Origin of the sequence: Runella sp. (assembly GCF_965279615.1) — a bacterium.
In the GTDB taxonomy this organism is placed as follows: domain Bacteria; phylum Bacteroidota; class Bacteroidia; order Cytophagales; family Spirosomataceae; genus Runella.
Map to the genome: position 1 here is coordinate 168608 of NZ_OZ257252.1, position 26082 is coordinate 194689.

A 26082-nucleotide genomic window follows, 5' to 3' on the forward strand; every position below is an offset into this window, starting at 1 on the left:
TTCAAACATTGGAGGAACGGCTCGCCCGAACAAAATCGGGAGGGCCGTTCTTCGTTGGAAACGTAACTAAACTGCTTGACCTTTAGGTGTTTGAGCGGCCGTTTTCTTGGCCAATTGGCTGATACGGTAGACCAGATAAATACTGAGCAGCGAAATCGCCGAAACCACAATTCCCAAGATGTTGTAATGTTCCAGTGGACTGAAATTGTCTTTTTGTACTACGATCATTCCGGCAATAAAGGAAGCAAAGCCACCCGCAATTTGCTGCAATGAAGAGTTAATGCTCATAAAAGCACCACGGTCCTGCATCTTTGGAATGGCGCTCGTCAGCGTAGTGGCAGGCACCATGCGGCTCATAATTCCCATCATCATCAGGACGTTGAAAATAATGATCGTCCAAAGCGGAATCGGAGGAAGATTGGTATAAATAACGACCATGATCACCATCCAGACAGAAGCATAGGCAAAGAGTTTGAACTTGTCAATTTTATCGCTCATACGTCCGATCAAAGGCATGATGATCAGCGAACTGATTCCCGAAACCATGAAGATAATGGGCAATTGATGTTGGCTGACCTTCAGGTTATTGACCGCAAAAGCACTTCCGAAAGGCATCATCATAAACCCACCGATGGAAAGCAGTGCTGTGCCCACAAAAGCGGTTTGATAATGTTTCTGACTAAGGGTATGCATTAAGTGACCAAAGGCATTACGCTCGGTTTTGATTTCGAGGTGTTTGGTAATGGGTTTTAATGTCTGCATGACTACAAGCGCAACGACCGTACTGAATCCTACGATCATCAAAAAAGGCGACTGCCATCCCCACAGATTGGCCAAATACAGACTGATGGGAATGCCCAACACCTGACTGGCTCCAAAACCCATTTGGATAAAGCCCATCACGCGACCGCGTTGTTCCAAACTGAACACGTCGGTGATGATGGCCATGCTGATAGAACCGATAACGCCGCCAAAAATACCGGTGAAAATGCGTGCCGCTACGAGCGCTTCATACGTGGGGGCCAATCCGCAGAAAAGTGTGCCGAGGATGAAGCCGATGTAAAAGAACAAAAGCAAGCGTTTGCGGTCAAATTTGTCGGCAAAACCTGCCGTGAGCAGTCCCGAGATTCCTGCGCTGAAGGCGTAACTTGAGACCACTAATCCAAACTGCGAAGGGGTGATCAGTAAGGACTTCATAAGCATATCGCCCAAAGGTGACATGACCATAAAGTCCAGAACGACGGTGAATTGGGTGATGGCCAATAAGGCAATGACCAATTTCTCGTACGATGAAAAAGGGGGGGGGGGGGGTTGTTTCATTTGGGTTGTTTGCCTAAAAATTGAGTGTACTTTTCGACGGCTGTTTTAAATAAAGGATGTTCTGTTTGTGATGTTTCAAAAAAAGTTGTTTCTACCTGAACGGTCTCTTTTTTGATCGTGCGTTTCCAGAGGCCTTCCACTTTTCCGTTCACGACTACAATGGGTTTAAAAATTCCGTTGCTCGTAATGGCTGCCGGGTGATGGTTGGTGGCAAGCGAGGCCGTTCGATCTTTATAACTGACCATAAATTCGTCAAAAGCAGGCAGTAAATGGAGCGTATCCGGTGCGGCAGTTGGCAAATCATTGGGCATCCAGTACACTTGTTCGTTGATCTTTTCCGAAACCAACTGCGACTTAACCATTTCTAAACCGGCTCGTGCATCGGTGACTTTTAGCCCCGACCACCACACAAAATCGGGTAATGTTGCCGGACCGTGACTCATAAAATACCGTTTGGCCAGTTGTCCGAGGGCTTCTTCACGGCTGATGAGAGCGGTTAGAGGGATGCGTTCATCCATCAATGCGTACGTAATTTGCTTGCCTTTCATGCGACCATTGCATACAATGGCGTTCAGTTCGGCATGAAACATCAGATGCGACGCGCGTAAATCGTTGGTCGGAATGCCGGCCTTGTTCAATTCGGTCATCAATTCGGCCCGGGTCAGGTGGTTATTTCCTTCCAGTGCTTTGGCGATCAGGTCGGCGGTTTGGTTCAACAGCGCTCCGTTCAGTTCCAGTTGGCGGTACATATAAGCGACCAGTTGTTGCACATGCGGTGCCGTCAGAGCGAGCATCCAGCGGATGTCCTGTGCCGCCACCAAATGCCAGGTTGGGCGCAGAATATGGGTACGTACGATTTTGCCTTCATTGATAGCATTCTCAATACTTTCCTCGGTTGCTCCCGGAATACGCGCGCCGACCGCCCATTTTGACATGGTATAATCCTGCGCCTGCATGGCTCCCAAATGAGCAACGACGTCGGCGGGTTGCGTAAAAAATGAATCGGTAATTCGTTGATTGTTAAGTCGTAATTGTGCGATGTTCATGGCTGCCATAGGCAAAAAGATTAATCGGTTAATGCGGCACATTCAAAACCTTTCCCGTGTATTGCTTCAATGATCTCCTGTTCGGAAACACCGTCGGCTTCGATACGAAGCACACAATCACAATCCTCACAATCGACCGTCCAACGGCTAATTTGCCCCAATGCTTCAAGAACCGGAGTGATTTTCTCTTTATCCTGAGACGTCTTGATATTGGTTTTGAAGACTAAAATTTGAAGTAGTTGTTCCATGCGAGTTTCCAAATTTTTGAATCAAACGACAAAAAGTATCAAAGGCGGGCTTGGGTGTGTAATCATCGTGAAGCAATCCGAATTGGAGCCCTGACTCCGACGAATTTGCGTCCCGTAAGTCAAAATATTCATAATGGGTGATATTCAATTCCGCACGTTTACGATAGATCGTCTCCACGGTGGTCTCAAGTATCTCTGCTTGTCTTTCTTCAGAACGCGCCGGGTTGGTGGGCCACCCGTTTTCAGTGATGTGGATGGGGACGTCAAATGGAATTTTTCCTTCGTGCAAGTTGCCGTTTCTGAATTGTTCCAGCACAACCGTAACGGCATCTTCCATGCTGAACGGTGTACCGTCCGGGGTAAGAGGAAGCGGTACAAAAACATCAGGAAAGAAGTCGAGCCCCACATAATCAAGCGATTGCAGGAAGGTAGAAGTTCCCGCATCGGCCAAAGTTTTCCAAAAAACATCAAGCGGGTTAAACGAAATGACCGCGTTAAACCCGACCATACAATCAAGATTCAGGCGATCAATTTCTTCCTTTGCCGTGCATACGCCTTCCACAATGGCTTGGTATATATTTGGAGAACTTCCATCACCACCCGTGTTGGGGTCGGGATTGTTGGGTTCTTCCGTGAGTTGGATTTTTGCCAGATGATGCCCGTACGCTTGGATTGTTTTACAGATAAAGTCCTTCCATCCGTCCAGATCGCCCGTTTTACTGCGGTAACATAATGTCAAGCCTAATTTTCGACCATTACAGGTGTATTGAATCATGTTGGAGGGTGTTTCAATCAGAGATTGTGCTCCGTCTTCAAATCCTACATAGCCTCGCACCACAAAAGGATAATCCGGCAACTGTAACGTGTTAAGTGCTTTATTGATTTCCTGTGGTGTATCCGGAATTGCTTTATCTACGAACGAATCCAACCAACCACCGGGATAGATTCCGAAGATTAGCCCGTCTGCTTTATGGTAATTGAGCGTCTTTCCTATCATAAATAAATGTTCGTTTATCTTTCTGATAAAAAAATTTAAGGTTTCAGGGCTTTCAGTACCAACGTCAGGGTTTGCTCCATGATTTCTTCTGTAAGCACAAACGGTTTTCCACCCATACTGCGGCCTTCGTTATGAAACCGGATCAAATTATACAAAGGCGCATAAGCCATGGTCCAAAATACTTCTACCGGCATGGGATTCAGCTCGCCGCGTTCAATCGAATTGTGCACAAACAGCCCCATAGCGGTTTTGAAATCGTCCAATAATCCGCCTATTACTTTTTCCTTAAAGGATGAACTGCGTATTTGCTCATAAAACTCCGTTTCCAAATGATTGGCAAACGCATACCGGGCTCTGTTTCGCCATTGAATGCGCAGCCCTTCGGCAAAAGAAAGCGAAGGGTCAAAATCCTGCAAAATGCTCTCGCTGAATTTTCGACCGATCTCGATGCCAATCCGTGTGATTAGGTCTTCTTTGTCCTTATAATAGATGTAGAGCGTAGCCGGCGACACTTCTGCCGCTTTCGCCAGTTTTTGCATGCTGAATCCTTCAAATCCCTGACTTACAATTAATTCTAAGGCTTTTTGGCGGACCAGTTGCTCTTTATTTTCGTCGCGTGTTCTCATAATTACACGCAAATATAAATGAACGTTTGTTTATTTATAAATTAAATCACAACTTTTTGTAAAAAATATTCGTGGGGAAAAGGACTAAAGAGGACGGCGTACTACCTCGATAGGGGAAGAAAGAATTCCTGTATAAAGTCGTTGATGGTCTTTGAAGTTGAAGACTTGCCCATCGTTTCTGACAGCTTCAATTTTTGTAAAATCCAAGGTTTCCACCAACCAATCTTCTTTTTGCGGTGTCATGGTTTTAATGATTCCTTCTTCGGGCAGGTTTTTGTCGGGGGTACTGTAAAAGGCGGCATAGCCGTAATTGATATCGACCGCAGGCGACCATGAAGCATTTCCAACAGTTTGAGAAACAACAGTGTAGACTTGATTTTCCAATGCCCGAGCCCGCGTTCCTACGTGTACGCGGGTGGCGCCGCGAATGGTTTCGGTACAACTCGGTGCTAAAATTAATGAAGCGCCTGCCGAACTCAACAATTGCGAACCCAAACCAAATTCAACATCATAGCAGAGCTGAATACCGAAATTGCCCCAGGACGTTTCGAAAAGAGAAAGGATTTTGGGCGCGGTTTGGATACCCCATTCTTCGTCTTCGAAGCGCGTCATAAAAAACTTATCCTGGTAGCCGACCAATCCTTGGGGAGAAAATACAAAAGCGCGGTTGTGTTTCTTTTCACCTTCCACCACGGGCAGGCTTGGGGCCACGATAACAACTTGATATTTGCGAGCCAACGCAGCAAACACATCACAAAAATCATGTTTCAACGCATCCAACTCCACCACCTGTTGGCGAATATCGGCCCTAATTTCAGCATCAAAAATGCTCACCAATTCCATTGAACCATATTCCGGGAAGAGCAGAAGTTGCGCTTTTTGCTGAGCGGCTTGCGCTACCCATTGTTCAACGTGCTTTTGCCAATCAGTAAAAGTTTTGTGCTCTGTAATGGGATATTGAGCTGCTGCGATTGTGACATTCATACGTTGTGGATTGGAACACTGATTAGTAAGATTTTTATGATCAGTTATGTTTTTTATACCATAAAAACCCTAATAGTCAGGATTCTATAATTAATTTCTAACGCTGTTAAAAAACATCTTTTTGTTAATATTGGCTAATGCTCCGCATCCAATACACCATTTTCTTTGGCGTTGAATGGGTTTGCCCAATATCCGGCCATTCGAAACCGCTTTGCAGCGAAGGCTCTTTATGGTATCCTCTTTTTGCCCAAAAGGCATCATTAGGTCGATAGGCTTCAGGTTTGGCAGGATGGTTTTCTTCTCGTTCTACCGCACAAAAACAGGTGATGTTGTAAGTGCCGAAACTACGCGCATGTGCTTCGCGTTCGTCAAAAAAACGATGGCCCCATCCCAGTCCACGGTAGGCGGGCAACAGGATGCTTTCGCCGAAATAAAAAATGGAAGTTAGGTCAAAGCCCGCTTCTTCAAAAGGTTGGCGCACGTCATGGGTTTCATCGATCAAGGGAAGGCAGGTTGTAGCGCCCACCATTTCAGCACCGTCGTAAACAGCAAATAGAAAGGAACGCGGGGATTTAACGTACGTTTGCAAATACTCTTTTTCGTAATCAAGCGTGCCTTCATACAAATAAGGATAATCGCGAAATACAGCGATCCGCAACTTTCCTAAGTCCTCAATGACAGAAGCGATCTCAGGGCCGCGTTTAGTGGTAAATGTAAGATTTTGGTACATGGTTGGAAGAGTTTAGAACGCTGATTTTGATGATTTTTATGATATAATTATGTAAAACATAACAAATCATAATGATCTTAACAATCAGCGTTCCAATCGTAGTTTACTTATGAAACCAATTTGATCCAAAGTGTCAAATTATAATAGGTCGTAACGCGAGTGATCTTTCCTTCTTTCACTTCCAAAAATGCCGCGGCCGGCAATACGTACGATTGGCCGTGCGCCACGGGAAAACCTTCTTCGCCTTTTTTATAAATGCCGTTTACGACAAATTCCACCGCCACGCGCATATCGTTTGGCTCGGTAAAGAAAACCATATCGGTGAGGGTTTCTTCGTAGGAGTCATCCATGCTTTGCAAAAACTCCGTAAATTTTTCAATGCCGATGCGGGGCTCGTCAGCCTGATTGGGTTCGTGACGTATAGTAGAGTCCAATAAATCAAGCATTCCCTGCCAGTTTTTCCGGTTAAAGCTGTCGTAATACTGTTTTGCGATGTCAAGTGAAGTCATTAGAAAAGTATGTAGTTGAATGAAAAGGTAACTTAATTTAAGGCGACGTCAGTTCCGTCTACGATTTAAATTTAGACAAAAAAACAGTCGGCTGTTTCCAACCGACTGTTTTGGGGGCCCATATAGGGGTATTAGATTCTTGCAGAATGACAAATATAGGTTATTTCTCTCCTGACATTTGACCTGTTTTAGTGGCAGGTGGAGTGGCAGGGGCGTTTTTAACGTATTTATCCAACCAACCGTTCATCTCGTACAACATGTGCAAAAGTGATTCTTTGGAGTCGTAGTGGTGGCTTTCGTGCGGGAAGAATACCAACTTGGCTGTGGCGCCCATTCCTTTCAGTGCGTTGTAATAACGCTCCGACTGAATAGGGAAAGTTCCGGTGTTGTTGTCGGCTTCGCCGTGCGTCAAAAGAAGTGGCGTTTTTACTTTTTCCACGTTCATAAACGGCGACATCTTATTGTAGACATCAGGTGCCTGCCAATAGGTACGTTGTTCGTTTTGGAAACCGAACGGCGTCAACGTACGGTTGTAAGCGCCTGAACGAGCGATACCTGCTTTGAATAAATTGCTGTGTGAAAGCAAGTTAGCTGTCATAAATGCACCGTATGAGTGACCGCCTACACCTACGCGGCCGGCATCCACTACGCCAAGGCGTACACCTTCGTCAATAGCGGCTTTGGCACTGGCTACCAATTGTTCTACGTACGTATCGTTAGGCTCTTTATCGCCTTCACCCACGATGGGGATAGAGGCGTTTTCCAGTACTGCGTAGCCCATTGTCACAAACGCTGCTCCTGTCCAATAGCTGATGCGGTTGAATTGGTAAGGAGATCCGCTTACCTGACCTGCTGCCGCCGCATTTTTAAATTCGGCGGGATACGCCCAAAGGAACGTTGGCAGGGGCCCGTCTTCTTTTTTATAACCCGGAGGCAACAATAACATCGCGGTTAAGTCCACGCCATCGGGGCGTTTGTAGCGCAATTGTTGTTTCTGAATTCCTTTGTATTGTGGATAAGGATGCGGGAAAAATGTTACCTGAGTCAACGCAGGCTCAGCAGCCTTTTTGCCTTTTTTAGGAGCAGGTTTCAGGTTACGGATAAAGTAGTTAGGCTGGTCTTCCTGTGATTCGCGCGAAGTCAGAATGAGGCCTTTTTCGGCGTTCAGGATGGTGATAGGGCGCTCAAAGAAAGGCGCTTCCGACCGAAACATACGTTTTGCCTGCTTGGTGGTGAGGCTATAAAGGTCTACAAACGGACGATCACCTTCAGGAGAAGCCCCCTGGCCTGTCAGATAGATTTCGTTGGTAGGAGTAATGTCCAATACGTATTCACCGTACGCATTTTTCTTCAACTCGGGTGTACCGGGGTTGTTGTAACGGTCTTCCGACGAACGATCAAACAATACCACAGGATTTGCCGGGTTGCTTGGATTAACGAGCTTAGTGATGATTTTGCGGGTAGCGTTCCAACGCTCTGAAAATAAGGCAATTTGGTCAGTCCCCCATGTGATTCCTCCAAAGCGATTGGCGGCAGAATAAATCTCTTTAGCTTCGCCGCTGAACGGTGCATCCAATGTATAAACAACATCACGAACGGCTACTTTGCGTTTTGGATCACCGCCGTCTTTGGCTTCTACCCAATACAATGTAGCGGGTACGTCGTTGCGCCAGTTGTGATTACGTTGTCCCGAAGGAGCAGCATCCTGTCCCCAAGGCACATTTTCCTGCAAAGGTACATCTGTCAGCGCTTTGACCAATGTGCCGTTGATGTCAAAAATGTCCATTTTAGAAGGGAAACGATTGATGGTCACCAAGTAAGAGAACGGGCGGTGAATGGTTTCGATCAAGACAAAACGTCCATCAGGTGAAGGCGCCGCGGTAGCGATAAGTCCCATGCTGCCGATTTTCTGAACGCTGCCGTCCAATCCGATCTTCATTGCCTGTGAGGTAGCGTAATATTCGAATTGTTTTTCGTCGGCCGGGTTTTTAAGTAAGTCTTGGTACGTTGCGGCCTGTGCTTTTGTGCCAAGGTTCTGCTGAACGGCCGGGCCGGTCGGTACGCTGGTTACTGCGGGAGCAACACCTCTTTCGGCAGGAACTCCTCTGACGATGAATGATTTACTGTCAGAAACCCATTGGTAAGGGATACCCAACACTCCGTTGAGTGCAACATCGCTTACTTTTGTGGCAACTGCCGTGGCCACATCGGCTACGTACAGTTCAATTTTAGTGTCAGTCGTGTTGGTGAAAGCGATTTTGCTGTCATCCGGTGACCACTGAACAAAAGAGATTTGAGGATTCGCAGGCAATCCCGTGATCTGAATATCAGCGGCATTGGCAGCCACTTGACGTAATTTAAGATTGTTGGTAAATACAGAACGGCTCGGACCGCTGGTGGCGGGATTGATGCGTAAACCGGCCAAACGGAATTCAGGCTGTGAAAGCTCGGCAATCGTGGTAGTGGATGTGTTCCTTTCAGAGATAAGCATCCATTGTCCTTTGCTGTCCACGCTGACGGTCGGAGTGGGAGGGGCCGTTACCAGATCGGCTAACGGTTTGGGGGGCGTCAGATAGCCGCCTTTTTCCTGAGCGAACGCGGTAAACGCGCATACGCAACAGAAAAACAGTAATTGTTTTCTCATTGATCTTAGTTGTTTAGAAGTGGTACTAGATTTACTCAATACTCTTCGGTTTGGTACGACCGAAAAAGCCAAATTGTTTGCCGAGTTGCTCTTCCATGTCGCTGAGTTCAATTTTAAGGGCATGGATTGACAATGAAATCTCCCAAATAGATAAGCTCAGAGCAGCAATCTGCAACAATAACGCAACGAAAAATAATACTTGAGCGACATATTGATAATGTAAGTAGATGAACAGCATTGAAATTGCGCTCAACAGCAGGCTCGACACGATGATGAATTGAATATTTCGGATGATATGCACCCGTCGATGAAGGTGTTTGATTTGCTGAACGTAATTCTCGTCAGGGCTTTGGCGGAATTTATCGTGCAGTTCCCGGATCAAACTCGCGATGGCCAAATAGCGGTTGGTAAAGGCGATCATCATTAACGAAACGGTCGAAAATAAAATAGCAGGCGTACTGATTGCGAGTTCCATACCGGAAAATGGGTTTTAATAAAGGACGATAATAACGACTTTTTTGCTGACAATGTGTCTTCTTTGTGTACTTTGCGCTAAAAAATTGCCCACTGTCAGCTCCTGTTATTTATATGCTCGAAAATATCTTTGATTCTCACAAATTTAACCTTTGGAAAGCCAATTTGTTAAAAAACGGCCTTGAAATTCATCACATTGAGGAAAAATTTACCCGTCATAACAGTCATGGAGATGCATTGTTTTCGGTGGTGATGTTGGATGCTACTACGCCCGAAGGCGACAAAATCCCCCCCATTTGCTTTTTGAAAGGCGAAGTTCTGTGTGTATTGGTGTGCTTAATTGATGAGCAAACCAATGAGAAATACCTTTTACTGGTTCGACAACGCCGTATTTGCGACGGATCACAAACCTACGAACATCCTGCCGGAATGCTTGACAGTGAGTCAGATGCGGTCAAAGTGGCAGCCAAAGAAGTGTGGGAAGAAACCGGAATTGTGGTCGAAAAAAATCAATTGGTTCGCCTTTTGGATTATCCTGTGTATCCTTCAACGGGGACCAGTGACGAAACGATGTACTTTTTTTATTGCGAATTAACGCTTCCCAAAGATAAAATTATGGCGTATAACGATCTGTTTATGGGAGAAGCCTCTGAACATGAGCGCATTGTGACGGTAGTGGTCCCTTTTGCAGAAGGCCATCGTCTGATCAACAATGCCAACGGTATTTTGCTCAATTTTTTATACTTAAAAGCCGTCGGAGACTGGGATTTGCTGAAAAAACTATAAAGAATGGCACGGTTTTTTGGTTTAGTTTGTAGTCTATAAGCCATTTAGGTAAAATCAGACTTTGATTGGTGTATAGCAATAAAAAAACAGAAGAAATGAAAAAGATTCAGGAAATAGCTTCAAAATACAATGTCAGCGAAGAAACCGTTCGTACATTATTGGAAGGGTTAAAACTGTCGGGAGGCCGTCAGGTTCAATTTAATATCAGCGAATTAGGCGGCATGGGCCAATGGCAGGGCGGAATGGTCATGATCGGTGATATGTTCAATAACAGCCTAAAAGCAAAAGTTGCCGAATTGTGTGCCGAACTTTCCCCGCTTTCTCAAACCGTATTGGAAGAAGAAAAAAAGCAAGAGGAAGCAAAGCCCCAAAAGAAAAACGAAACGTCAAAGAAGCCTGCTGAAAAACGCACGTTGGCTTCTTTTAACGGAAGCCAAAACGGACACAGATACGCCTATTTTGCGTCAGAAGAAGTTCTGGAACTTGAAGAAGATGGCAAAGTAACCAAATACAGCACAAAAGGTTATCCACTTTCGGGAGTTCAACAGTCACAGGATAACGGTGGGCGCAGTCTTAGTTTTACGTATCCCGGCGGTACAGTAAGTGCTAAAGATTTGAAAAAAGTGAAGTAGTAAATAAGAGGAAGTAAAAAAGAAGGATTGGCGGGTTTTCTGTCAATCCTTCTTTTGTTTAGTGTCGATCAACTTTCGACTGATTCCAATTCTTTCCGCACAGGATTATCACTTGTCATGATACGTTTACGGTGTTGCGCACCCCATTCTTTCATTTCAAAAAGTACTTTATCGAGCGACCGACCGTAAGGTGCGAGTTCGTACTCAACCATCACGGGGACAGTATCATATACGGTTCGTTTTACTAATTGATTGATTTCCAGTTCTCGCAATTCTTTTGACAACATTTTGGGTGTAATGGCGGGAATCGAGCGTTCCAGTTCTTTAAATCGCTTTTTCCCATCCAACAATGCACCAAGGATCGGTAACTTCCACTTGCCGCTGATAATGTCCAGACAATCTCGGATAGGAATCACCGATGCCGTACAGTCACTTTGAGTTATTTTTTCCATCTTCTTTCTAATTGCTATACTGAGATATATCGGTATACTTTAGTATATCGGTTACTATTGTATAGTAAAGGTACATACCTTTGCCCTGTTCAAAAAATAATTAATTTCTAAAACCGACAGATTGATACCAATAGAAGCAGTAACGTCGGTTTTTCCCACCCAAAAATAACAAGACCATGATTTTAGTAACAGGAGCAACAGGGCATTTAGGAAAAGCTACCATTGACTTTCTTCTCAATACAGTATCGGCAAATCAAATTGCGGCCTTGGTACGTGATGAAGCAAAAGCGGAAGAGTTGGCTGCCAAAGGCGTAGAACTTCGTCGGGGAGATTATAACGATATTGATTCTTTGGAAAAAGCCTTTGCAGGCGTTGATACGCTCTTATTGGTATCGTCGGCTTCGCTCGAAGACAGAGTGGGGCAGCACATCAATGCTATTAATGCCGCCGTTCGGGCGGGCGTAAAACACCTCATTTACACCAGTGTGGTGAAAGCATCGCACGAAACGAAGTTTATTCCGGGCGCTGACCACATCAAAACGGAAGAATATTTGAAGCAGTCAGGCATTTTGTACACGATCTTCCGAAACACATTCTACGCCGAAGTATTGCCGACGCTGTGGGGTAATGTGCTCGAAAGCGGGCAATGGTTTTATCCCGCAGATGCAGCAAAAGCAAACTTTGCGGCTCGGAAAGACATGGCGGAAGCATTGGCAAATGTGCTTGTTTCTCCCGAAAAACACCTTAATAAAACCTACGAGATAACCGGCTCCAAATCGTACACATTTGCTGAGATTGCGGAACAACTGAGCGATGTTACCGGAAAAACGATCACGTATACCGATATTCCGTTAGATGCTTTTAAAGAAGGCTTGACAAAAGCGGGCGTTCCGCAACAATATGTGCCGATCATCGTCAGCATCAGCGAAGCATTCAAAGCAGGAGAAATGGACGCTACAGAAGAGGATTTGGAAACACTTCTGGGGCGCAAACCAACCTCATTGAGCACCTATTTACAGGAAACATACGCCCATTGATCGGATAACGTCGGCGAGGTTCAAAACCTCGCCGACGTTTTGAGTTTGGTAAATTAAGAACCGTTTAGCATCTTGCCGGACGGTTTTTTTGTATTCACTAATTTACTCACTCATGTCATCTACTCCATCGACGGTACTCGAACGTTTTCTGCAATATGTTCAGATAGATACGCAATCGGATCCCAATTCCACCACGCAGCCTTCGACCGAAAAACAGAAAGATCTGAGTCGTTTGTTGACCACAGAACTGTTTGAAATGGGCGTTTTGGATGCTCATTTGGACGAATATGGCTACGTATATGCAACGCTTCCTGCCAATACCAATAAGTTAAATGTGCCCGTTATTTGCTTCTGCTCGCACGTAGATACGTCGCCGGATTGCTCCGGTAAGGGCGTAAAGCCCATTGTTCATACCCGGTGGGATGGTTCGGATATTGTCCTCCCTGATGATGCCACACAGGTTTTGCGTCAAAGTGAGCACCCTGATCTACAGGCGCAAATAGGCAATGATATTGTCACGGCGAGCGGTACTACGCTGCTTGGAGCGGATAATAAAGCGGGCGTTGCCGAGATCATGGATGCGGTTTATTTTTTGATCAATAACCCTGACATTAAACACGGAACAATAAAGATACTCTTTACGCCCGACGAAGAGATCGGACGCGGTACCGCTAAAGTTGATCTGGAAAAACTGGGAGCCGCTTTTGGCTACACCATTGACGGCGAAAGTTTGGGGACGCTTGAAGACGAAACGTTCAGCGCCGATGCCGTCAAAATCACCATTTATGGGGTAAGCACGCATCCGGGATTTGCCAAAGGAAAACTCGAAAATGCCCTTAAAATTGCGGCCGATGTGTTGGCGGCATTGCCAAAAGATACGTTATCGCCTGAAACAACCGAGGAGATGGAAGGCTTCATTCACCCGACGAACATCGAAGGCATTTTGGAAAAAGTAACATTGGGCTTTATTATTCGGGATTTTTCAGAGGCAGGATTGCACGAAAAAGAAAACTATCTAAAAGCATTATTGGATAAGATATTGGTCAATTACCCCAATTCCCGCGCGAATTTTGAAGTAGTGGAGCAATACCGGAACATGAAAGAGGTGTTGGATCAACATCCGCAGGTAAGTGAATATGCACTCGAAGCGATTCAGCGCAGTGGACTTACGCCCATGCGCCGAAGCATACGCGGCGGTACGGACGGATCGCGGTTGTCTTTTATGGGATTGCCTTGTCCAAACATTTTTGCGGGAGAGCACGCGTTTCACTCTAAACTGGAATGGGTGTCGTTGCAGGATATGCAAAAAGCCGTGGAAGTGATCGTGAATCTATGCCGAATTTGGGAAGAAAAAGCGTAGGTCAACAACTGCACTTATTTGTTTACGTAAGTTTTCTTTTGGGGGGGTATGTTGTTTAAAGACAAAGGATAACCGTTTGATAACTTTTTGGTATTAACTGTAATGCAAATTATAACAAACAGTAGGATGTATTTCGTTGTACAAAAGTTTGCGTTCTTACTCCTAAACCGTTAAAAAAATAATGTTCCGTAACAGCCTGTTATCCTTTCTTGCCGCGTTTGCCCTTTTTTTAACCGCTTTTCGTTTTGAAGACAGTTGGTTAGACAAGATCGTGGCAAAGTTTGAAGCGTATCAACAACATGCTCCTCAAGAAAAAGCATATTTGCACTTAGACCGCCCTTATTACTCCGCCGGCGAAACTATCTGGTTTAAGGCCTATTTGATCAATAGCGGAAGCCACACCGCCGACTCGGTCAGTAAGGTACTATACGTTGATCTGGTTGATAAAGCAACCGGGAAAGTGGTTTTGTTGAAGAAAATAGAAATGAAAGGCGGCTTGGGAGCAGGAGATTTAGCGTTAAAAGATTCGCTGAAAGCCGGAGACTATATGGTAAGAGCGTATACAAATTGGATGCGTAATTTTTCGGAAGATTTTTTCTTTCATCGTGACTTACTTATTTTCCGAACAGATACGCAGCCAATAGGGTTTCCTTCCAACGCCGACGATATTGATGTTCAATTTATGCCCGAAGGCGGGCAATTGGTGATGGGGTTGGAAGGCAGAGTAGCCTTCAAAGCTACCAATATTTTGGGGAAAGGGGCCGACATTACGGGCGCAGTACTCAATCAGGCCAATGATACGTTGGTGGGCTTTTCTACCCTGAAATTTGGTATGGGCTATTTTTCCATTACGCCGGAGGCGGGTCAGAACTACCGTATTGAGATTCGCAAGCCGAACGGTGGTTATGCAAAATATTCCTTTCCCGAACCTCTGCCGCAGGGCGCAGTCATGATGGTGGACAATGTTTCGAGCAAAGAGAACGCGAGGGTGATCATTAAACATAACCTGACCGTCGCCCCAACAAGCGAGATGGCGCTGATTGCACAAACAAGAGGAGAGGTCGTTTATGCGGCTAAAACCTCCATGAACCGGAGAATGTCGCTTTTCAACATCCCCAAAAATACTCTTCCCGAAGGAATTACGCAGTTGACGTTGTTTGATGAAAAAAGCCGGCCTGTGTGCGAACGACTCATCTTTACAAATAAAAATCGGCCCTTATCGGTGCAGATACAGTCGGATAAACCCACTTATAAAATCCGTGAAAAGGTCGAATTGGAATTGACGGCAAAAGATGCTGCCGGCAATCCTGTCAGTGGAAACTTTTCCCTTGCCGCAACCGATGCAGGGCAAGTGCTTGAAAAAGACCCTTATGGCGTAAACATTCTTTCGTATGCTTTGTTGACTTCCGACTTAAAAGGTGCCGTTGAGCAACCTTCTTATTACTTTGATGTCAACAACCCGAACAATGTCCGTGACCTTGAAGTGCTGATGATGACGCAAGGTTGGCGGCGGTTTGTTTGGAAAAATGTACTGGAAGATTCGCTGGCCGTGCACCGTCATTTTATTGAAGAGGGAATTTCGTTTACGGGTAAAGTCGTGCGTGGCAATAAAAAACAATCAGGAGTAGTGAAATTGACCTTTATGCTGCAATCTGCCGGGAAAGACAGTCTGCGTTCGGTTTTTATGGGAGAAACGGCTGAAACGGGAGAATTTGCTGCCCTCAATCTCAATCTTCGCGATACTACAAACCTGTTGATACAGGCCGTCAGTGAGCGCGGTAATCGTAATTTTACCATTGTTTTAGATCCTTTCAAGCCTGCAACGGTAACGCTGACGAAAGTCCCGTTCAACAGCATTCAGTTCGATATCAATGAATTGGCTCAGTACTTAAAACGGGCCGACGACTATTTACGCATTGAACGCAAGATTCGCGAAAGCCGTGAAAAAATGCTTCAGGAAGTGGTCATCAAAGCCAAAAAGAGCGATCCGCAAAAAGAAGACAGCCGCCGAGCCATGTACGGTACGCCGGATGCTTCCATTAAGTTGGATTTTATGAACTCGGCGGGCGCTCAGAGTATTTTTGATATTCTACAGGGGCGCGTGGCAGGGGTAACAGTTTCAGGCACAGGCATGAATCGCACAGTTCAGATCCGGGGAGCGGCCAATTTCAGCGGTGTGGTTGAGCCGCTGTTTGTATTGGACGGAATGCCCGTAGACAAATCTACCATTATGAATATTCCGCCAACAGATGTAGAAGCCATTGATGTGTTGAAAGGGGCGTCAGCGGCCATTTATGGGAGCAGAGGCGGCGGTGGTGTGATTGCCATATTGACCAAAAGAGGCAATACCAATTATGATTGGTCCAAAGATACAGCGCCGGTGCCCGGTACGCTTGTAACTAAACTGTTGGGATACGGTCCTGTCCGAGAATTTTACTCACCTCAATACGATAAACAGGCCCCGGAGCACGTACGGCCTGACTATCGCCCCACGGTGTTTTGGGCGCCATTGATTCAAACGGACAAAGACGGAAAAGCCAAAGTAAGCTTTTTTACGTCGGATGCTCAAACCACTGTTCATTTTCGGGTAGAGGGAATGACGCCTAACGGATTGTTTGGTGCGTCGACCGGTCAGATCAAAACGGAATAAATGTTGACAAAAAAGAAGCCGTCTCAAAAGCATCTTTGAGGCGGCTTCCTGTAGTTACCACTTTTCCAGACCTAAAAGTTTTTTACCTAATTCATTCAATTCAGCGGCATCGTACTTGGTTTGTTCCCAATTGCGCGGGTCGCCGGGAAATGCGTACCCTTCGGGGGCGATGCGATTTTTCCACGAATTAACACGCCACTCACGCATGGCTTCGTTGTCTTCTTCAGCGGGCATCATCGAGATATACTGAGCAATGCGTACTTTATTTCCCGACAGATTAGGCCGAATTCCGTGGGGCTGTGAGCTGTTAAAGATCAATAAGTCACCCGCCTCCAGTTTTACTTTCACCAACTTATCTTCAAATTCTGAAATGTCAGGTTTAAAACGATTGCGGTCGGCAGGCTGTGTCAATTTCCAGGTGTCATACGTGCGGAACAGCTCAGGAATGCACTGAAATCCACCCATGTTTTCGTCGGTTTGGTCGGCCAGTGCCAGTACTCCCTGTACATTTTGGGGTTTGGTTTCGGGGTCATAATCCCAGTGAATAAACCCTTTGTATTCAAATCCGGGACGAATCGGGAAGTTCAAATTGGCGCGGTCGATGGTTACCCACAGTTTTTCGGTGCCCCACACATCCACAAACGCATCATATACACGCTGCATTTGGCGGTTGTTCCAAAGGTGTTGATTATTATATACTTCCACCATTCCTGTACCGGTGAGCTCTTTCATTTTCATTTCGGCGCGCGGTGGTGCGTACCATGTTTCAGGATCATTGGCATCTTTTTCTTCAAACTCCCACAAAAATCGAGCGGTACGCTCGGCTTGCTCTTTCGGTACGGCATTTTTGATGACAATGTAGCCGTTGTGTATCCAAAACTGCCAATCTTCTTCGCTCAATACCCGAAGGGGTTTTCCGTTGGAACGGTCGCTTAATTTAATATGGCTGCTGGTAGCCGTGGAAGGATTGCCGGGAATATCTTTATGATTTTGATTGGGTGCCATTGTCGCAACCATCGTAGGAGCCATTGTTTGTGCTTCCATTGTAAGTTTTATTTTTAATTGAAATAATGATACAAAGATAGCGGCTCATTACCCCCAATTTCTACCCTTACAGTTGCCTTTATTTGAACAATATTGATTTTATTTGCTTTTGAATAGATGGTTAATGCGATTTATATGCAAATAAGCTCTTGTTTTAAAAGCCATTTAAGTTCTTATATTTTCTTAAATGCCTTATATGGTAAAAAATGCAATGAAAATATTATTTGAAGAATTCGTCCCCGATTCCAACAGTTCGTTTCGAGTCATTAAGACCCCGAAGCTGAATGACGTATTTTATTGGCATTTCCATCCCGAGTTTGAACTGGTATACATCGAAGCCCCGAACGGGCCGCGACACGTAGGAGAGCATTTCTCCCAATACGAAGAAAGTGACCTGGTCTTTATCGGTTCCAATATTCCGCATCTTAATTTTGATTACGGTGTCAAAACAGACTATGAAGAAATCGTTCTTCATATCAGTCAAGATTTTCTTGGTAATGCCTTTGGCGTGACCCCTGAATTATCGGTTATTTATCAGCTATTTGAAAAAGCACAATATGGCATTGCGTTTGGAAAAGGAGCGAAACAGTTAGTTGGAAAGCGGATGAAAAAACTCCATTTATTGCCTCCTTTTGAACAGTTTCTGGAAGTGTTGAGTATTTTTCAACTGTTGGCAACAACGGATGATTATTTGCTTCTGCACTCAAAACCCGTTGAAAATCAATATACGAAAAAGGAACAGGAACGCCTGAAACGCTTATACCGGTTCATTGACGAAAATTATCAACGTAAAATTGAAATTGAAGAAGTAGCGGATTTGAGTCATTTGAGCAATGCCGCTTTTTGTCGTTATTTCAAAAAAATCACACGGCTTACCTTTACCGAGTTTCTGAATCACTACCGCATCAACCAAGCCAAAAAGCTTTTGTTGATGGATAAAAACGTGACCGAAAGTTGCTTTGAATGTGGTTTTGAAAGTCTGTCGTATTTTAATCGCACGTTCAAAAAAGTAACGGGTGAAAACCCGTTTACTTTTAAAAAACGTTATCGAAATAAATAGAAATTTCAGGTAAACAAGAGTTTCCGTTATTTTTTTTCTATTTCAGGAACTCGAACTATTAATAACGCAATAAGGTAAGAAAGAAAAGAGTTGGCAACTAAATTAAATAATAGCGAGCTAAATAAACCGGATATCGAATATTGATTCAAAATTTTAGTTCTTACTTCTATATCTTCTTTGCTGTTATCTTCCATTTCTACATGATGTTTAACGGCGTAATCATCTAAAGCTTTGTGTAGAATTTCAATGTCTTTGTCAGCTAATACTTCTTTGTAATTTTTGTCAATATATTCGTGAAGAAATAAATGAAAACCAATCATTAATATTGAAAAAAAAGTAAGCGTAAAAAATGAATAAAAATATTTAATACGAAATTTTTGCTTTCTCATATTAAATATAACAAAAGCATAGTATACAACCAGTGCAAGTTGAATTATAAATATAGTTATATTAAACCACGGATAATAAAATATATCATATAAAGTAAAATATTTTATTATTTCTAAAGCCATCTTGAATATAAGAGCGTGTTGGGAAATTATGTTTGGTTTTTTGGCTTAATTCGTTGCAGCATCAGTTGAATGTTGGCTAAAAGTAGCCATCCAACCGAAGAAGATAGTGTATACTCGTAATCTTTGACGATCCGCCGAAAAAAATTTGTCCAAGCAATGCTCCGTTCTACCACCCAACGCTTGGCTACAGGTACAAATCCCTGAGCTGATTCAGGACGAGAAGCCCGCTCAAAATCAATGTCCCAACTGGCCAGAGCTTTTGCAAAAACACCGCCGTATGGACCATCGCCAAAGACCTTCTCAACCCGATCACCATACCACAATATATCACTCACCAAGGCTAATGCGGCAGGGCCATCTGCGTCATTGGCAGCGTGTACATGAGCGGCCCATAAGCGACCACCTGTATCGACCAATAACTGGCGCTTGCGTCCATTGACTTTCTTATGTGGGTCAAGACCTCGATATTCACAGATCATAGGAGCTAGCTTAACACTTTGACTATCAACACAAAATACGGATGGATATGCTTCACGTTTTTCCTGTTTTCGATCCAGTTGGTTCAATTCTCGATTGATTCGTTCAAGTGTCCCATCCGTTTTCCAGCAGTTAAAATAATAATAAACGGCCTGCCAATGCGGGTATTCATCAGGCAAATTTCTCCATTGGCATCCCGTACGCAATAGCCATAAAATCGCATTCATTACTTGGCATAAATCAAGTTTTCGTTTGCGTTTAAGGGGTAAAAAGTGCGATATTGCAGCCCACTGAGAGTCGGTCAGTTTAGAAAACTGTTTGGTCATTTCTTTGCATTTTGGTCGATACAAAGATGATACGACTCTCAGCCTTTATCAATTCCCAAACACGTTCTAAGGATTATCATAGATGCCTGTAGAGATACTCTTATAGTATCAGAAATTGTCAATTTCATTATTTTGATTTACTGTAAAACCTAATAATTCTATAACCTATACTTAAACATACTAAAATGAATATAGTAGTGCTGTAAAAAACCCAATGATTTGATTCGTTTTTTAGAATAGAATCAGGATATAGATTTATAGTAGCATAATGCCGAAAATTTTTATATCCAAAACTGGAAGGAAGAAAGAAAAAATCAGGACTAAAGCTTAATAAGAAGCATATGAAGATTTGGCAAAAGCCTATTATTAAGTTCTTTATATAAAAACTCAATAATACTACGATGACTATATATCCAAATGAAGATATTAAAAGCTGATTTAAATAACCGATATATAAGAAAAAATAATAGTTAGAATTGTTAGATTTTAAATAGTCAGCTCTATAATGTAACAAAAAATATGACATTGTTAAATAGAAAAAGGTGAATATAAGTACTATAGTGATAATAATAAAAAGCCGAGAAAAATAAAAATAAATTGCAGGGGCAGGTAACAGTAAAAATTTTAATTCAAGAGAGTTGTCTAGTTCTATATTTTGAATTACATAACATAATAGGAGAATGGAAAAGTTGAAAGTAAAATAAAATATCAATGTAGAAATCTCACAGAGTGAGTTAAAATATCCAACACCTCTCTGATTAATCGGTGTATTACCATTAAATGAAAAATAGAATAAGATTAAAATTGTAAACATTGAAAATAAACCAACGCCAACAGTTGCTAGAATCTTCTTGCTGTATATATATGTTTGTATATTGAAATTTATAGTTTTAATAAAATTATCCATTTTGCCGTTTAAATATCGTGAGAAAAAATAAGCCTACAGAAACAATGGGAAAGGAAATGTTGCTCCAAAATGCGTTTCTCTGTGAATATGAAAAGTATAAAGAAGATAATGGAAGAATCGGAAGAATATTGCGGATAAAAATTAAAATAACCATGAATAATATCCACAAAGAAGTGTTGCTTTTTAAAAGAAAACACGAAGAATATCCAAAAATAAAAAAAGTAACCACTTCTACATATGATAACTTATAAAAAAGCCTATCCCAACTGCCTTTTTCAAAAAGGGTATTTAAGGAAATTAAAAATTCGATATATTCAAAAAAAAATATACAGGTTTGAATCGTTATAACTAAAATGATACCTAAAAGTACTTTTGATAAATGTATCTTTGATAGATTAACCGGTAAAAATTGAAAAACATTCCAATGATTTAAATCGACTGTTATTAAATAAAAAACCACAATTAAAACAGATATGGTGATGGTAACAGATGCAATATCTGTTACTTTTAAACACCAGTAAGTGAATTTTTCTAAAGCTGGAAATTCGTACTTCCAATTTGGATAAGTCGTGTTAAATGAATGATAAAAAGCGTAAAAATACAGTATATTGAATATAAATGGAGTAGCTAATATTGTAGCTTGTTTATGTAACTTAATATATTCTGTTGATATATAAGATGTTATGTTTTTCATAAAATAGCGCAATGTTTGGCTAAGTATATATCCTCAATTGTAGCACTCCTGATTGAGTTTATTTTGAAAGATGAGTGAATATTATCTCTATCCATGAAATTGTATAGTATGAATATATCATTTTTATTTGTATAAAAGTCGATTTTTTTGGTTCCTTCTTTGAAATTGTTTTGAGGGGCAATAGCTATCTCGTATAAAGAAACAGCGTCTTTTTTACTGTCAAATACAATTTTACCATCTTTTAAAATAATTATTCTACTACTTAATTTTTGCGCCTCTTCAATATTGTGTGTACTATACACAATGGAAACATTGTTTTTGCTATTTAAAAGCTTTATTATTTCTCTAAATTCAATGATTGCCTGAGGGTCTAAAGTATTAGTAGGTTCATCTAGCAGTAAGAACTGCGGCGAATGAACATACGCGATAGCCAGCCCCAGTCGCTGCTTCATTCCGGTTGATAAATGCTTAACTAGCTTATCTTTTTCGTTTATGAGCCCAACCGTTTCTAATGTTTTCAGATATATAATGGGATCATTAATAGAATATAATTGGGCAATAATGGAGATATTTTGCCAAACACTTAAATGGTCATAAGAAATTGTTTTATTTAAAAGAGCGCCAATCTTATGTAATAAGTTCTCTCGATTTTTAGCGTTAAGTATACTGTTTCCAATGATTACTTCACCTGAACTTAAAGGTAGACCTCCTAAAATACACTTGAATAGAGAAGTCTTTCCTGCGCCATTCTTGCCAAGTATACAACAAATTTCTCCCTCCTCAATTTCGAGGCTAATATTGTCTAAAATCGTATTTCCGGATAATATTAAAGAAGCATTTTTAAGAATGATGTTCAAAATTGATTAATTTTAGTATTGCATGAATAGTGTTTATTTGGTGTTTCGTATATTCAATTACATAAGAAACACCAAATAGTTGTATTTATACCCAAAGTACTTCGCTAAATCCGTTGTCACAGCTAATAGCAATAAGGTGAATCTGCACACTGAAAAATCCACCACTAAAGGTTAAATCGTAAGTATGTCTTGAGCACTTAATAGTTACTTCCGGTAGCGTACCTCCCGAATAGGTTTGAGCACCTGCTGTGAAAAGCCCGCACATTGCAATCGAAGTAATGATTAATAAAGCTTTGATTTTTTTCATAAAAAGTGAAGTTCCTTAACAATGTTTTTAAATAGTAGCTTTGAATCACTCCCAATTCAAATTTTAACTTTTCTGCTCGTTTTTTATGGCTTTAAGCTGCGAATAGAAGGTTTAGGTAAATGTTTGTTTTAGTTAATTGAAAGTTGCAAGACAAATAAAAGCCGACAGTAAAACGGTTGGCCTACTTCCTGATTTTATCACTACAAATTTCTCTCATTACATCACTAAGTCGTCTTACTGTTTTTATATAAATTCTATTGTTAAAACATATTTTTTCTTATAAATTGTGACTAAACAGCATAGTTTACGTACTGTTATTAAAAGAGAACCACTTCTTATAACTATGAAAATAGGAGAAAAAATACGGGCAATTCGAACCCTGAAAGGGCTTTCGCAAGAAAATATGGCTGATTTGCTTAATATGAAAGTACTGGCCTATGGAGGCATTGAGCGCAGTAAAACAGACATAAAGTTTTCTCGATTAACGCAGATAGCAACTGCCCTACAGGTAACTGTTGGTGATATTTTACAGTTCAGTAGTGAAATAAAAGCGAAGATTCAGGTGAATCCCCCTAAAAGCCCGGAAGAGCTGCAGTATAAAATTGATAAGTTACAGTTAGAAAAACAACTGCTCGAAGCGAAGCTGGAGAAAGCCGAACTTGAAGCATCATATTGGCAGGAAAAATCCCGGTTAGTTTCAGGCAACCGGGATTTTTAGTTTATAATCGAAAAAGAAAGAAGACCTACGATTTAATGGTATCCAACGGCACATCAGGAATCTCCATGTCAGGGTCCATGGTTGGTGGAAGCATGAAAAGCGTGTCATTGGTGAGCGTCGAGTCAGGCTGCTGTTCAATAGGCGAGGACGGCGCGCATCCTTTATAGGGCTTGATAATGGTAATGGTAGGTTTTGGGAATGGCCCGCGTTTGTAACCGATGCTTGGGTCGTCGTATACTTTTTCCAGAAAACGCCCTACCAACGGCAACGCCGTTTTGGCACCTTCGCCTAAGTTGGTACTTCGGAAGTGAATACTGCGGTCGTCGCCGCCAACCCAACCACCCACGACAAGGTCTTTGGTGACACCCATGAACCAACCGTCTGAGTTATTGGACGTTGTTCCGGTTTTTCCGCCGATCTCAAAGCCATTTTTAAACAAACTTCCAAAGGTCCAGATGTTTTGAGAAGTTCCGCCCGGTTCTTCGATTCCTCCTTTGAGCATGTGAAGCATCAGAAAAGCAGATTCTTCGCTGATGACCTGTTTGCTTTGCGGGGCAAATTCTTCGATCACGCTTCCGTCGGCATTCTCGATGCGGGCTACCACTACCGGATCGGTGTGGCGACCACCGTTTGGAAATACGGAGTAAGCCGCGACCATATCATACAGCGAAACGTCGAACGGACCCAAGCCAATGGAAGGAACCGCTTTGAGGGTTGTTGTTATCCCCAGTTTGTGTGCATAATTGACCACCGACTGTGCTCCGATCTTGTCCGTTAAACGGGCGGTGACGGAGTTGATAGAGCGCGCCAATGCACGGCGTAAAGTCAATTCTTGGTAAGTAAAGCCCCCGGTCGAGTTTTTGGGCCGCCAGATACGGGTCGTATCACGGCCTTTTACTTTCTCCCGAACTTCGACCTGAAAAGGTTCGTCCACCATCGTATCACACGGGCCCATGTTAAAAGCAGAACTGTCGATAGCGGCGCAATAAACGAAGGGTTTGAACGTAGAACCCGGTTGCCGTTTTCCCTGCTCAACGGCATCGTATTTAAAGAATTTATAGTTCAGACCGCCCACCCACGCTTTGATCTGTCCCGTGTAAGGGTCCATCGCCATCATGCCCGCGCGCAGAATGCGTTTGTAATAATTGAGTGAATCAATAGAGCTCATCACCACGCGTTTTTCGCGACCGGTTTTCCAGTCGTAAATGGTCATGGTGTCTCGTTTGTTCATATAATACCAAATCGAGTCCTGACGGGTAATGGAATCCAGTCGGGAAAATTTCTTTGACAATACCTTATAGCGGTCGGTACGTTTGGCAACGTCATGCAAAAAGTTAGGAATTTCGTTGCCCTGCTCGTCGCGCCACGGATTTTGTTTTAACCAGTGATTCTCAAAGGTTTGTTGAAGCATTCGCATCCGTTCTCCTACGGCGGAAACGGCGTGTTTCTGCATTCGGGAATCAATGGTGGTACGGATTTTCAATCCGTCGGTATAGGGGTCATAATCGTTTTCTTCCCCCCATTTTTTGACAAAATCTTCTACACTTCCGTTGAAATACTGATAAATGGCGTATTCATCGTCTTCCTCGTTAAAGCGCTCGGGTGTTAGATGAAGTTCAATGGGCAGATTGCTGAGCGAGTCGGCCGCACCTTGTGTCAAATAATTATACTTGACCATTTGCGCCAACACCGTATTGCGACGTGTCAGCGATTTGTCGTAATTCTTGGTCGGATTGTACGTATTGGTTGCTTTTTGAAGCCCTACAAGTACGGCCGCTTCCTGTAAATTAAGATTATAAGGTGATTTGTTAAAATAATACCTTGCTGCCGTTTTGATACCGTATGTATTGTTGGCATAATCAACGGTATTGAAATACATGGTCAGGATCTCTTCCTTCGAAAAGTTACGTTCTAACCGAATGGCGGTCAACCATTCTTTAGTTTTGTAGACGATCGTTCGCACGAGCGGAACGTAGCCTAATAGCCCGCGAGCGGAGCGTTTACGGGTTTTGAACAGTTTTTTGGCCAACTGTTGCGTAATGGTACTTCCGCCGCCGCGTTCGCCGCCTTTCAGAATTCCTACGGCCACGCCCATCAACGCCCGTGAGTCAATGCCGGAGTGTTGATAAAAACGGGCATCTTCCGTAGCAATGAGTGCTTTCACCAAGTTGGGCGAAAGACTGTCATAATCAATAGGGGTGCGATTTTCGGTATAAAATTTTCCGATCAGTTGCCCGTCGGCCGAATAGATCTCGGAAGCCTGCGCCACTTTGGGGTTTTGCAGGTCTTCGACGCTGGGCATGCTGCCACATAACCATAAAAAATTGGTTTCGACGCAAAAAATGTAAAAAGCAAAACCCAACGTGCCATAAAGAAATGTTTTCCAGAGGAGTATTACCGGACGGTAATAGGGGGAATTTACGTCAACACGGTTGTGGAATCTTCTTTTTAACGAAGTGCGGTACGCATGGTAAGAGGCGCTCCAGCCGGCAAGCCGCTCTTTACCAACTACTTTGCCAACTAAATTGTAAAGCAATGTCAGTAACCAGCCAAAAGCCTGCTTGAAGGGAGCGATGAGTTTTTGCCAAATCACGTTCAGTTTCTCCAAAAAATCACGCATAAATCAATGCCTAATGGGTTTGAGCATCAAAGATAGCTTTTTTGGGAGATACGAAAAAACGAAGT

At 43.0% G+C, this 26082-nt stretch carries 25 protein-coding genes; 7 read left to right on the top strand and 18 right to left on the bottom strand.

Annotated features, from left to right (window positions below):
- Positions 1-66 precede the first annotated feature (66 nt).
- The 10 genes from ACQY73_RS00765 to ACQY73_RS00810 all read right to left on the bottom strand — a co-directional run bounded on the left by ACQY73_RS00765 (position 67) and on the right by ACQY73_RS00810 (position 9579).
- A complete protein-coding gene (locus ACQY73_RS00765; RefSeq protein ID WP_428660082.1) occupies positions 67-1320 on the bottom strand; it encodes an MFS transporter in 1254 nt (417 codons plus the stop codon).
- Positions 1317-2375: a winged helix DNA-binding domain-containing protein gene (locus tag ACQY73_RS00770; RefSeq protein WP_428660085.1), complete on the bottom strand. Its 1059-nt coding sequence runs from the start codon at positions 2373-2375 to the stop codon at positions 1317-1319. The genes ACQY73_RS00765 and ACQY73_RS00770 overlap by 4 nt, the downstream gene beginning before the upstream one ends.
- 11 nt (positions 2376-2386) lie before the next feature.
- Positions 2387-2614: a hypothetical protein gene (locus ACQY73_RS00775; RefSeq protein WP_428660088.1), complete on the bottom strand. Its 228-nt coding sequence runs from the start codon at positions 2612-2614 to the stop codon at positions 2387-2389.
- Positions 2556-3611, bottom strand: a complete 1056-nt coding sequence (locus tag ACQY73_RS00780) for a hypothetical protein (RefSeq protein WP_428660091.1) — start codon at positions 3609-3611, stop codon at positions 2556-2558. The genes ACQY73_RS00775 and ACQY73_RS00780 overlap by 59 nt, the downstream gene beginning before the upstream one ends.
- Before the next feature lie 35 nt (positions 3612-3646).
- The gene (locus tag ACQY73_RS00785) at positions 3647-4237 is read right to left on the bottom strand and encodes a TetR/AcrR family transcriptional regulator (RefSeq protein WP_428660094.1); all 591 of its coding nucleotides are present in this window, start codon (positions 4235-4237) and stop codon (positions 3647-3649) included.
- Between the two features lie 84 nt (positions 4238-4321).
- A complete protein-coding gene (locus ACQY73_RS00790) occupies positions 4322-5221 on the bottom strand; it encodes a carbon-nitrogen hydrolase family protein (RefSeq protein ID WP_428660097.1) in 900 nt (299 codons plus the stop codon).
- A 124-nt stretch (positions 5222-5345) separates the two neighbouring features.
- On the bottom strand, positions 5346-5951 hold the full coding sequence (locus ACQY73_RS00795; protein ID WP_428660100.1) for a GNAT family N-acetyltransferase: 606 nt from the start codon (positions 5949-5951) through the stop codon (positions 5346-5348).
- 107 nt (positions 5952-6058) lie between these two features.
- Positions 6059-6460, bottom strand: a complete 402-nt coding sequence (locus ACQY73_RS00800) for a nuclear transport factor 2 family protein (protein WP_428660103.1) — start codon at positions 6458-6460, stop codon at positions 6059-6061.
- Positions 6461-6620: 160 nt separating this feature from the next.
- A complete protein-coding gene (locus ACQY73_RS00805; RefSeq protein WP_428660106.1) occupies positions 6621-9104 on the bottom strand; it encodes a prolyl oligopeptidase family serine peptidase in 2484 nt (827 codons plus the stop codon).
- Between the two features lie 31 nt (positions 9105-9135).
- Positions 9136-9579, bottom strand: coding sequence for a DUF2721 domain-containing protein (locus ACQY73_RS00810; protein WP_428660109.1), 444 nt, complete (start codon positions 9577-9579; stop codon positions 9136-9138).
- Positions 9580-9692: 113 nt separating this feature from the next.
- Between ACQY73_RS00810 and ACQY73_RS00815 the strand changes: the two genes are divergently transcribed.
- Both ACQY73_RS00815 and ACQY73_RS00820 read left to right on the top strand, forming a co-directional pair.
- Positions 9693-10364: an NUDIX hydrolase gene (locus tag ACQY73_RS00815; RefSeq protein ID WP_428660112.1), complete on the top strand. Its 672-nt coding sequence runs from the start codon at positions 9693-9695 to the stop codon at positions 10362-10364.
- Between the two features lie 95 nt (positions 10365-10459).
- A complete protein-coding gene (locus ACQY73_RS00820; protein WP_428660115.1) occupies positions 10460-10996 on the top strand; it encodes a hypothetical protein in 537 nt (178 codons plus the stop codon).
- Between the two features lie 68 nt (positions 10997-11064).
- Here ACQY73_RS00820 and ACQY73_RS00825 read toward each other — a convergent pair whose 3' ends face one another.
- Positions 11065-11448 carry a winged helix-turn-helix transcriptional regulator gene (locus ACQY73_RS00825; protein WP_428660118.1) on the bottom strand — a complete coding sequence of 128 codons (384 nt, stop codon included), beginning with the start codon at positions 11446-11448 and terminating at the stop codon, positions 11065-11067.
- 176 nt (positions 11449-11624) lie between these two features.
- On the opposite strand from ACQY73_RS00825, the gene ACQY73_RS00830 reads away from it, so the two are divergent.
- The 3 genes from ACQY73_RS00830 to ACQY73_RS00840 all read left to right on the top strand — a co-directional run bounded on the left by ACQY73_RS00830 (position 11625) and on the right by ACQY73_RS00840 (position 16495).
- Complete coding sequence (locus ACQY73_RS00830; protein ID WP_428660121.1) at positions 11625-12485, top strand: SDR family oxidoreductase; 861 nt, start codon at positions 11625-11627, stop codon at positions 12483-12485.
- Positions 12486-12597: 112 nt separating this feature from the next.
- Entirely contained in the window at positions 12598-13845 is a 1248-nt protein-coding gene (pepT, locus tag ACQY73_RS00835; RefSeq protein ID WP_428660124.1) for a peptidase T, read from the top strand.
- Positions 13846-14026: 181 nt separating this feature from the next.
- Entirely contained in the window at positions 14027-16495 is a 2469-nt protein-coding gene (locus ACQY73_RS00840; protein WP_428660126.1) for a TonB-dependent receptor plug domain-containing protein, read from the top strand.
- 54 nt (positions 16496-16549) lie between these two features.
- On the opposite strand, the gene ACQY73_RS00845 is transcribed toward ACQY73_RS00840, so the two are convergent.
- Positions 16550-17539 carry a phytanoyl-CoA dioxygenase family protein gene (locus ACQY73_RS00845; RefSeq protein ID WP_428660129.1) on the bottom strand — a complete coding sequence of 330 codons (990 nt, stop codon included), beginning with the start codon at positions 17537-17539 and terminating at the stop codon, positions 16550-16552.
- Positions 17540-17750: 211 nt separating this feature from the next.
- Between ACQY73_RS00845 and ACQY73_RS00850 the strand changes: the two genes are divergently transcribed.
- Complete coding sequence (locus ACQY73_RS00850; RefSeq protein ID WP_428660131.1) at positions 17751-18599, top strand: helix-turn-helix domain-containing protein; 849 nt, start codon at positions 17751-17753, stop codon at positions 18597-18599.
- A 26-nt stretch (positions 18600-18625) separates the two neighbouring features.
- Here ACQY73_RS00850 and ACQY73_RS00855 read toward each other — a convergent pair whose 3' ends face one another.
- The 5 genes from ACQY73_RS00855 to ACQY73_RS00875 all read right to left on the bottom strand — a co-directional run bounded on the left by ACQY73_RS00855 (position 18626) and on the right by ACQY73_RS00875 (position 22679).
- On the bottom strand, positions 18626-19111 hold the full coding sequence (locus ACQY73_RS00855; protein WP_428660134.1) for a hypothetical protein: 486 nt from the start codon (positions 19109-19111) through the stop codon (positions 18626-18628).
- A gap of 26 nt (positions 19112-19137) precedes the next feature.
- Positions 19138-19914 (bottom strand): IS5 family transposase, encoded by a 777-nt coding sequence (locus ACQY73_RS00860; RefSeq protein ID WP_428660136.1) that lies wholly within the window; start codon positions 19912-19914, stop codon positions 19138-19140.
- A gap of 899 nt (positions 19915-20813) precedes the next feature.
- Positions 20814-21515, bottom strand: a complete 702-nt coding sequence (locus ACQY73_RS00865) for a hypothetical protein (RefSeq protein WP_428660138.1) — start codon at positions 21513-21515, stop codon at positions 20814-20816.
- Complete coding sequence (locus tag ACQY73_RS00870) at positions 21512-22372, bottom strand: ABC transporter ATP-binding protein (protein ID WP_428660141.1); 861 nt, start codon at positions 22370-22372, stop codon at positions 21512-21514. Before ACQY73_RS00870 ends, ACQY73_RS00865 begins: the two co-directional genes overlap by 4 nt.
- Positions 22373-22457: 85 nt before the next feature.
- Positions 22458-22679 carry a hypothetical protein gene (locus ACQY73_RS00875; RefSeq protein WP_428660144.1) on the bottom strand — a complete coding sequence of 74 codons (222 nt, stop codon included), beginning with the start codon at positions 22677-22679 and terminating at the stop codon, positions 22458-22460.
- A 343-nt stretch (positions 22680-23022) separates the two neighbouring features.
- Between ACQY73_RS00875 and ACQY73_RS00880 the strand changes: the two genes are divergently transcribed.
- On the top strand, positions 23023-23397 hold the full coding sequence (locus ACQY73_RS00880; protein ID WP_428660147.1) for a helix-turn-helix domain-containing protein: 375 nt from the start codon (positions 23023-23025) through the stop codon (positions 23395-23397).
- Between the two features lie 25 nt (positions 23398-23422).
- Here the strand turns inward: ACQY73_RS00880 and ACQY73_RS00885 are convergent, their stop codons facing one another.
- The gene (locus ACQY73_RS00885; RefSeq protein ID WP_428660149.1) at positions 23423-26017 is read right to left on the bottom strand and encodes a penicillin-binding protein 1A; all 2595 of its coding nucleotides are present in this window, start codon (positions 26015-26017) and stop codon (positions 23423-23425) included.
- Positions 26018-26082: the final 65 nt, after the last annotated feature.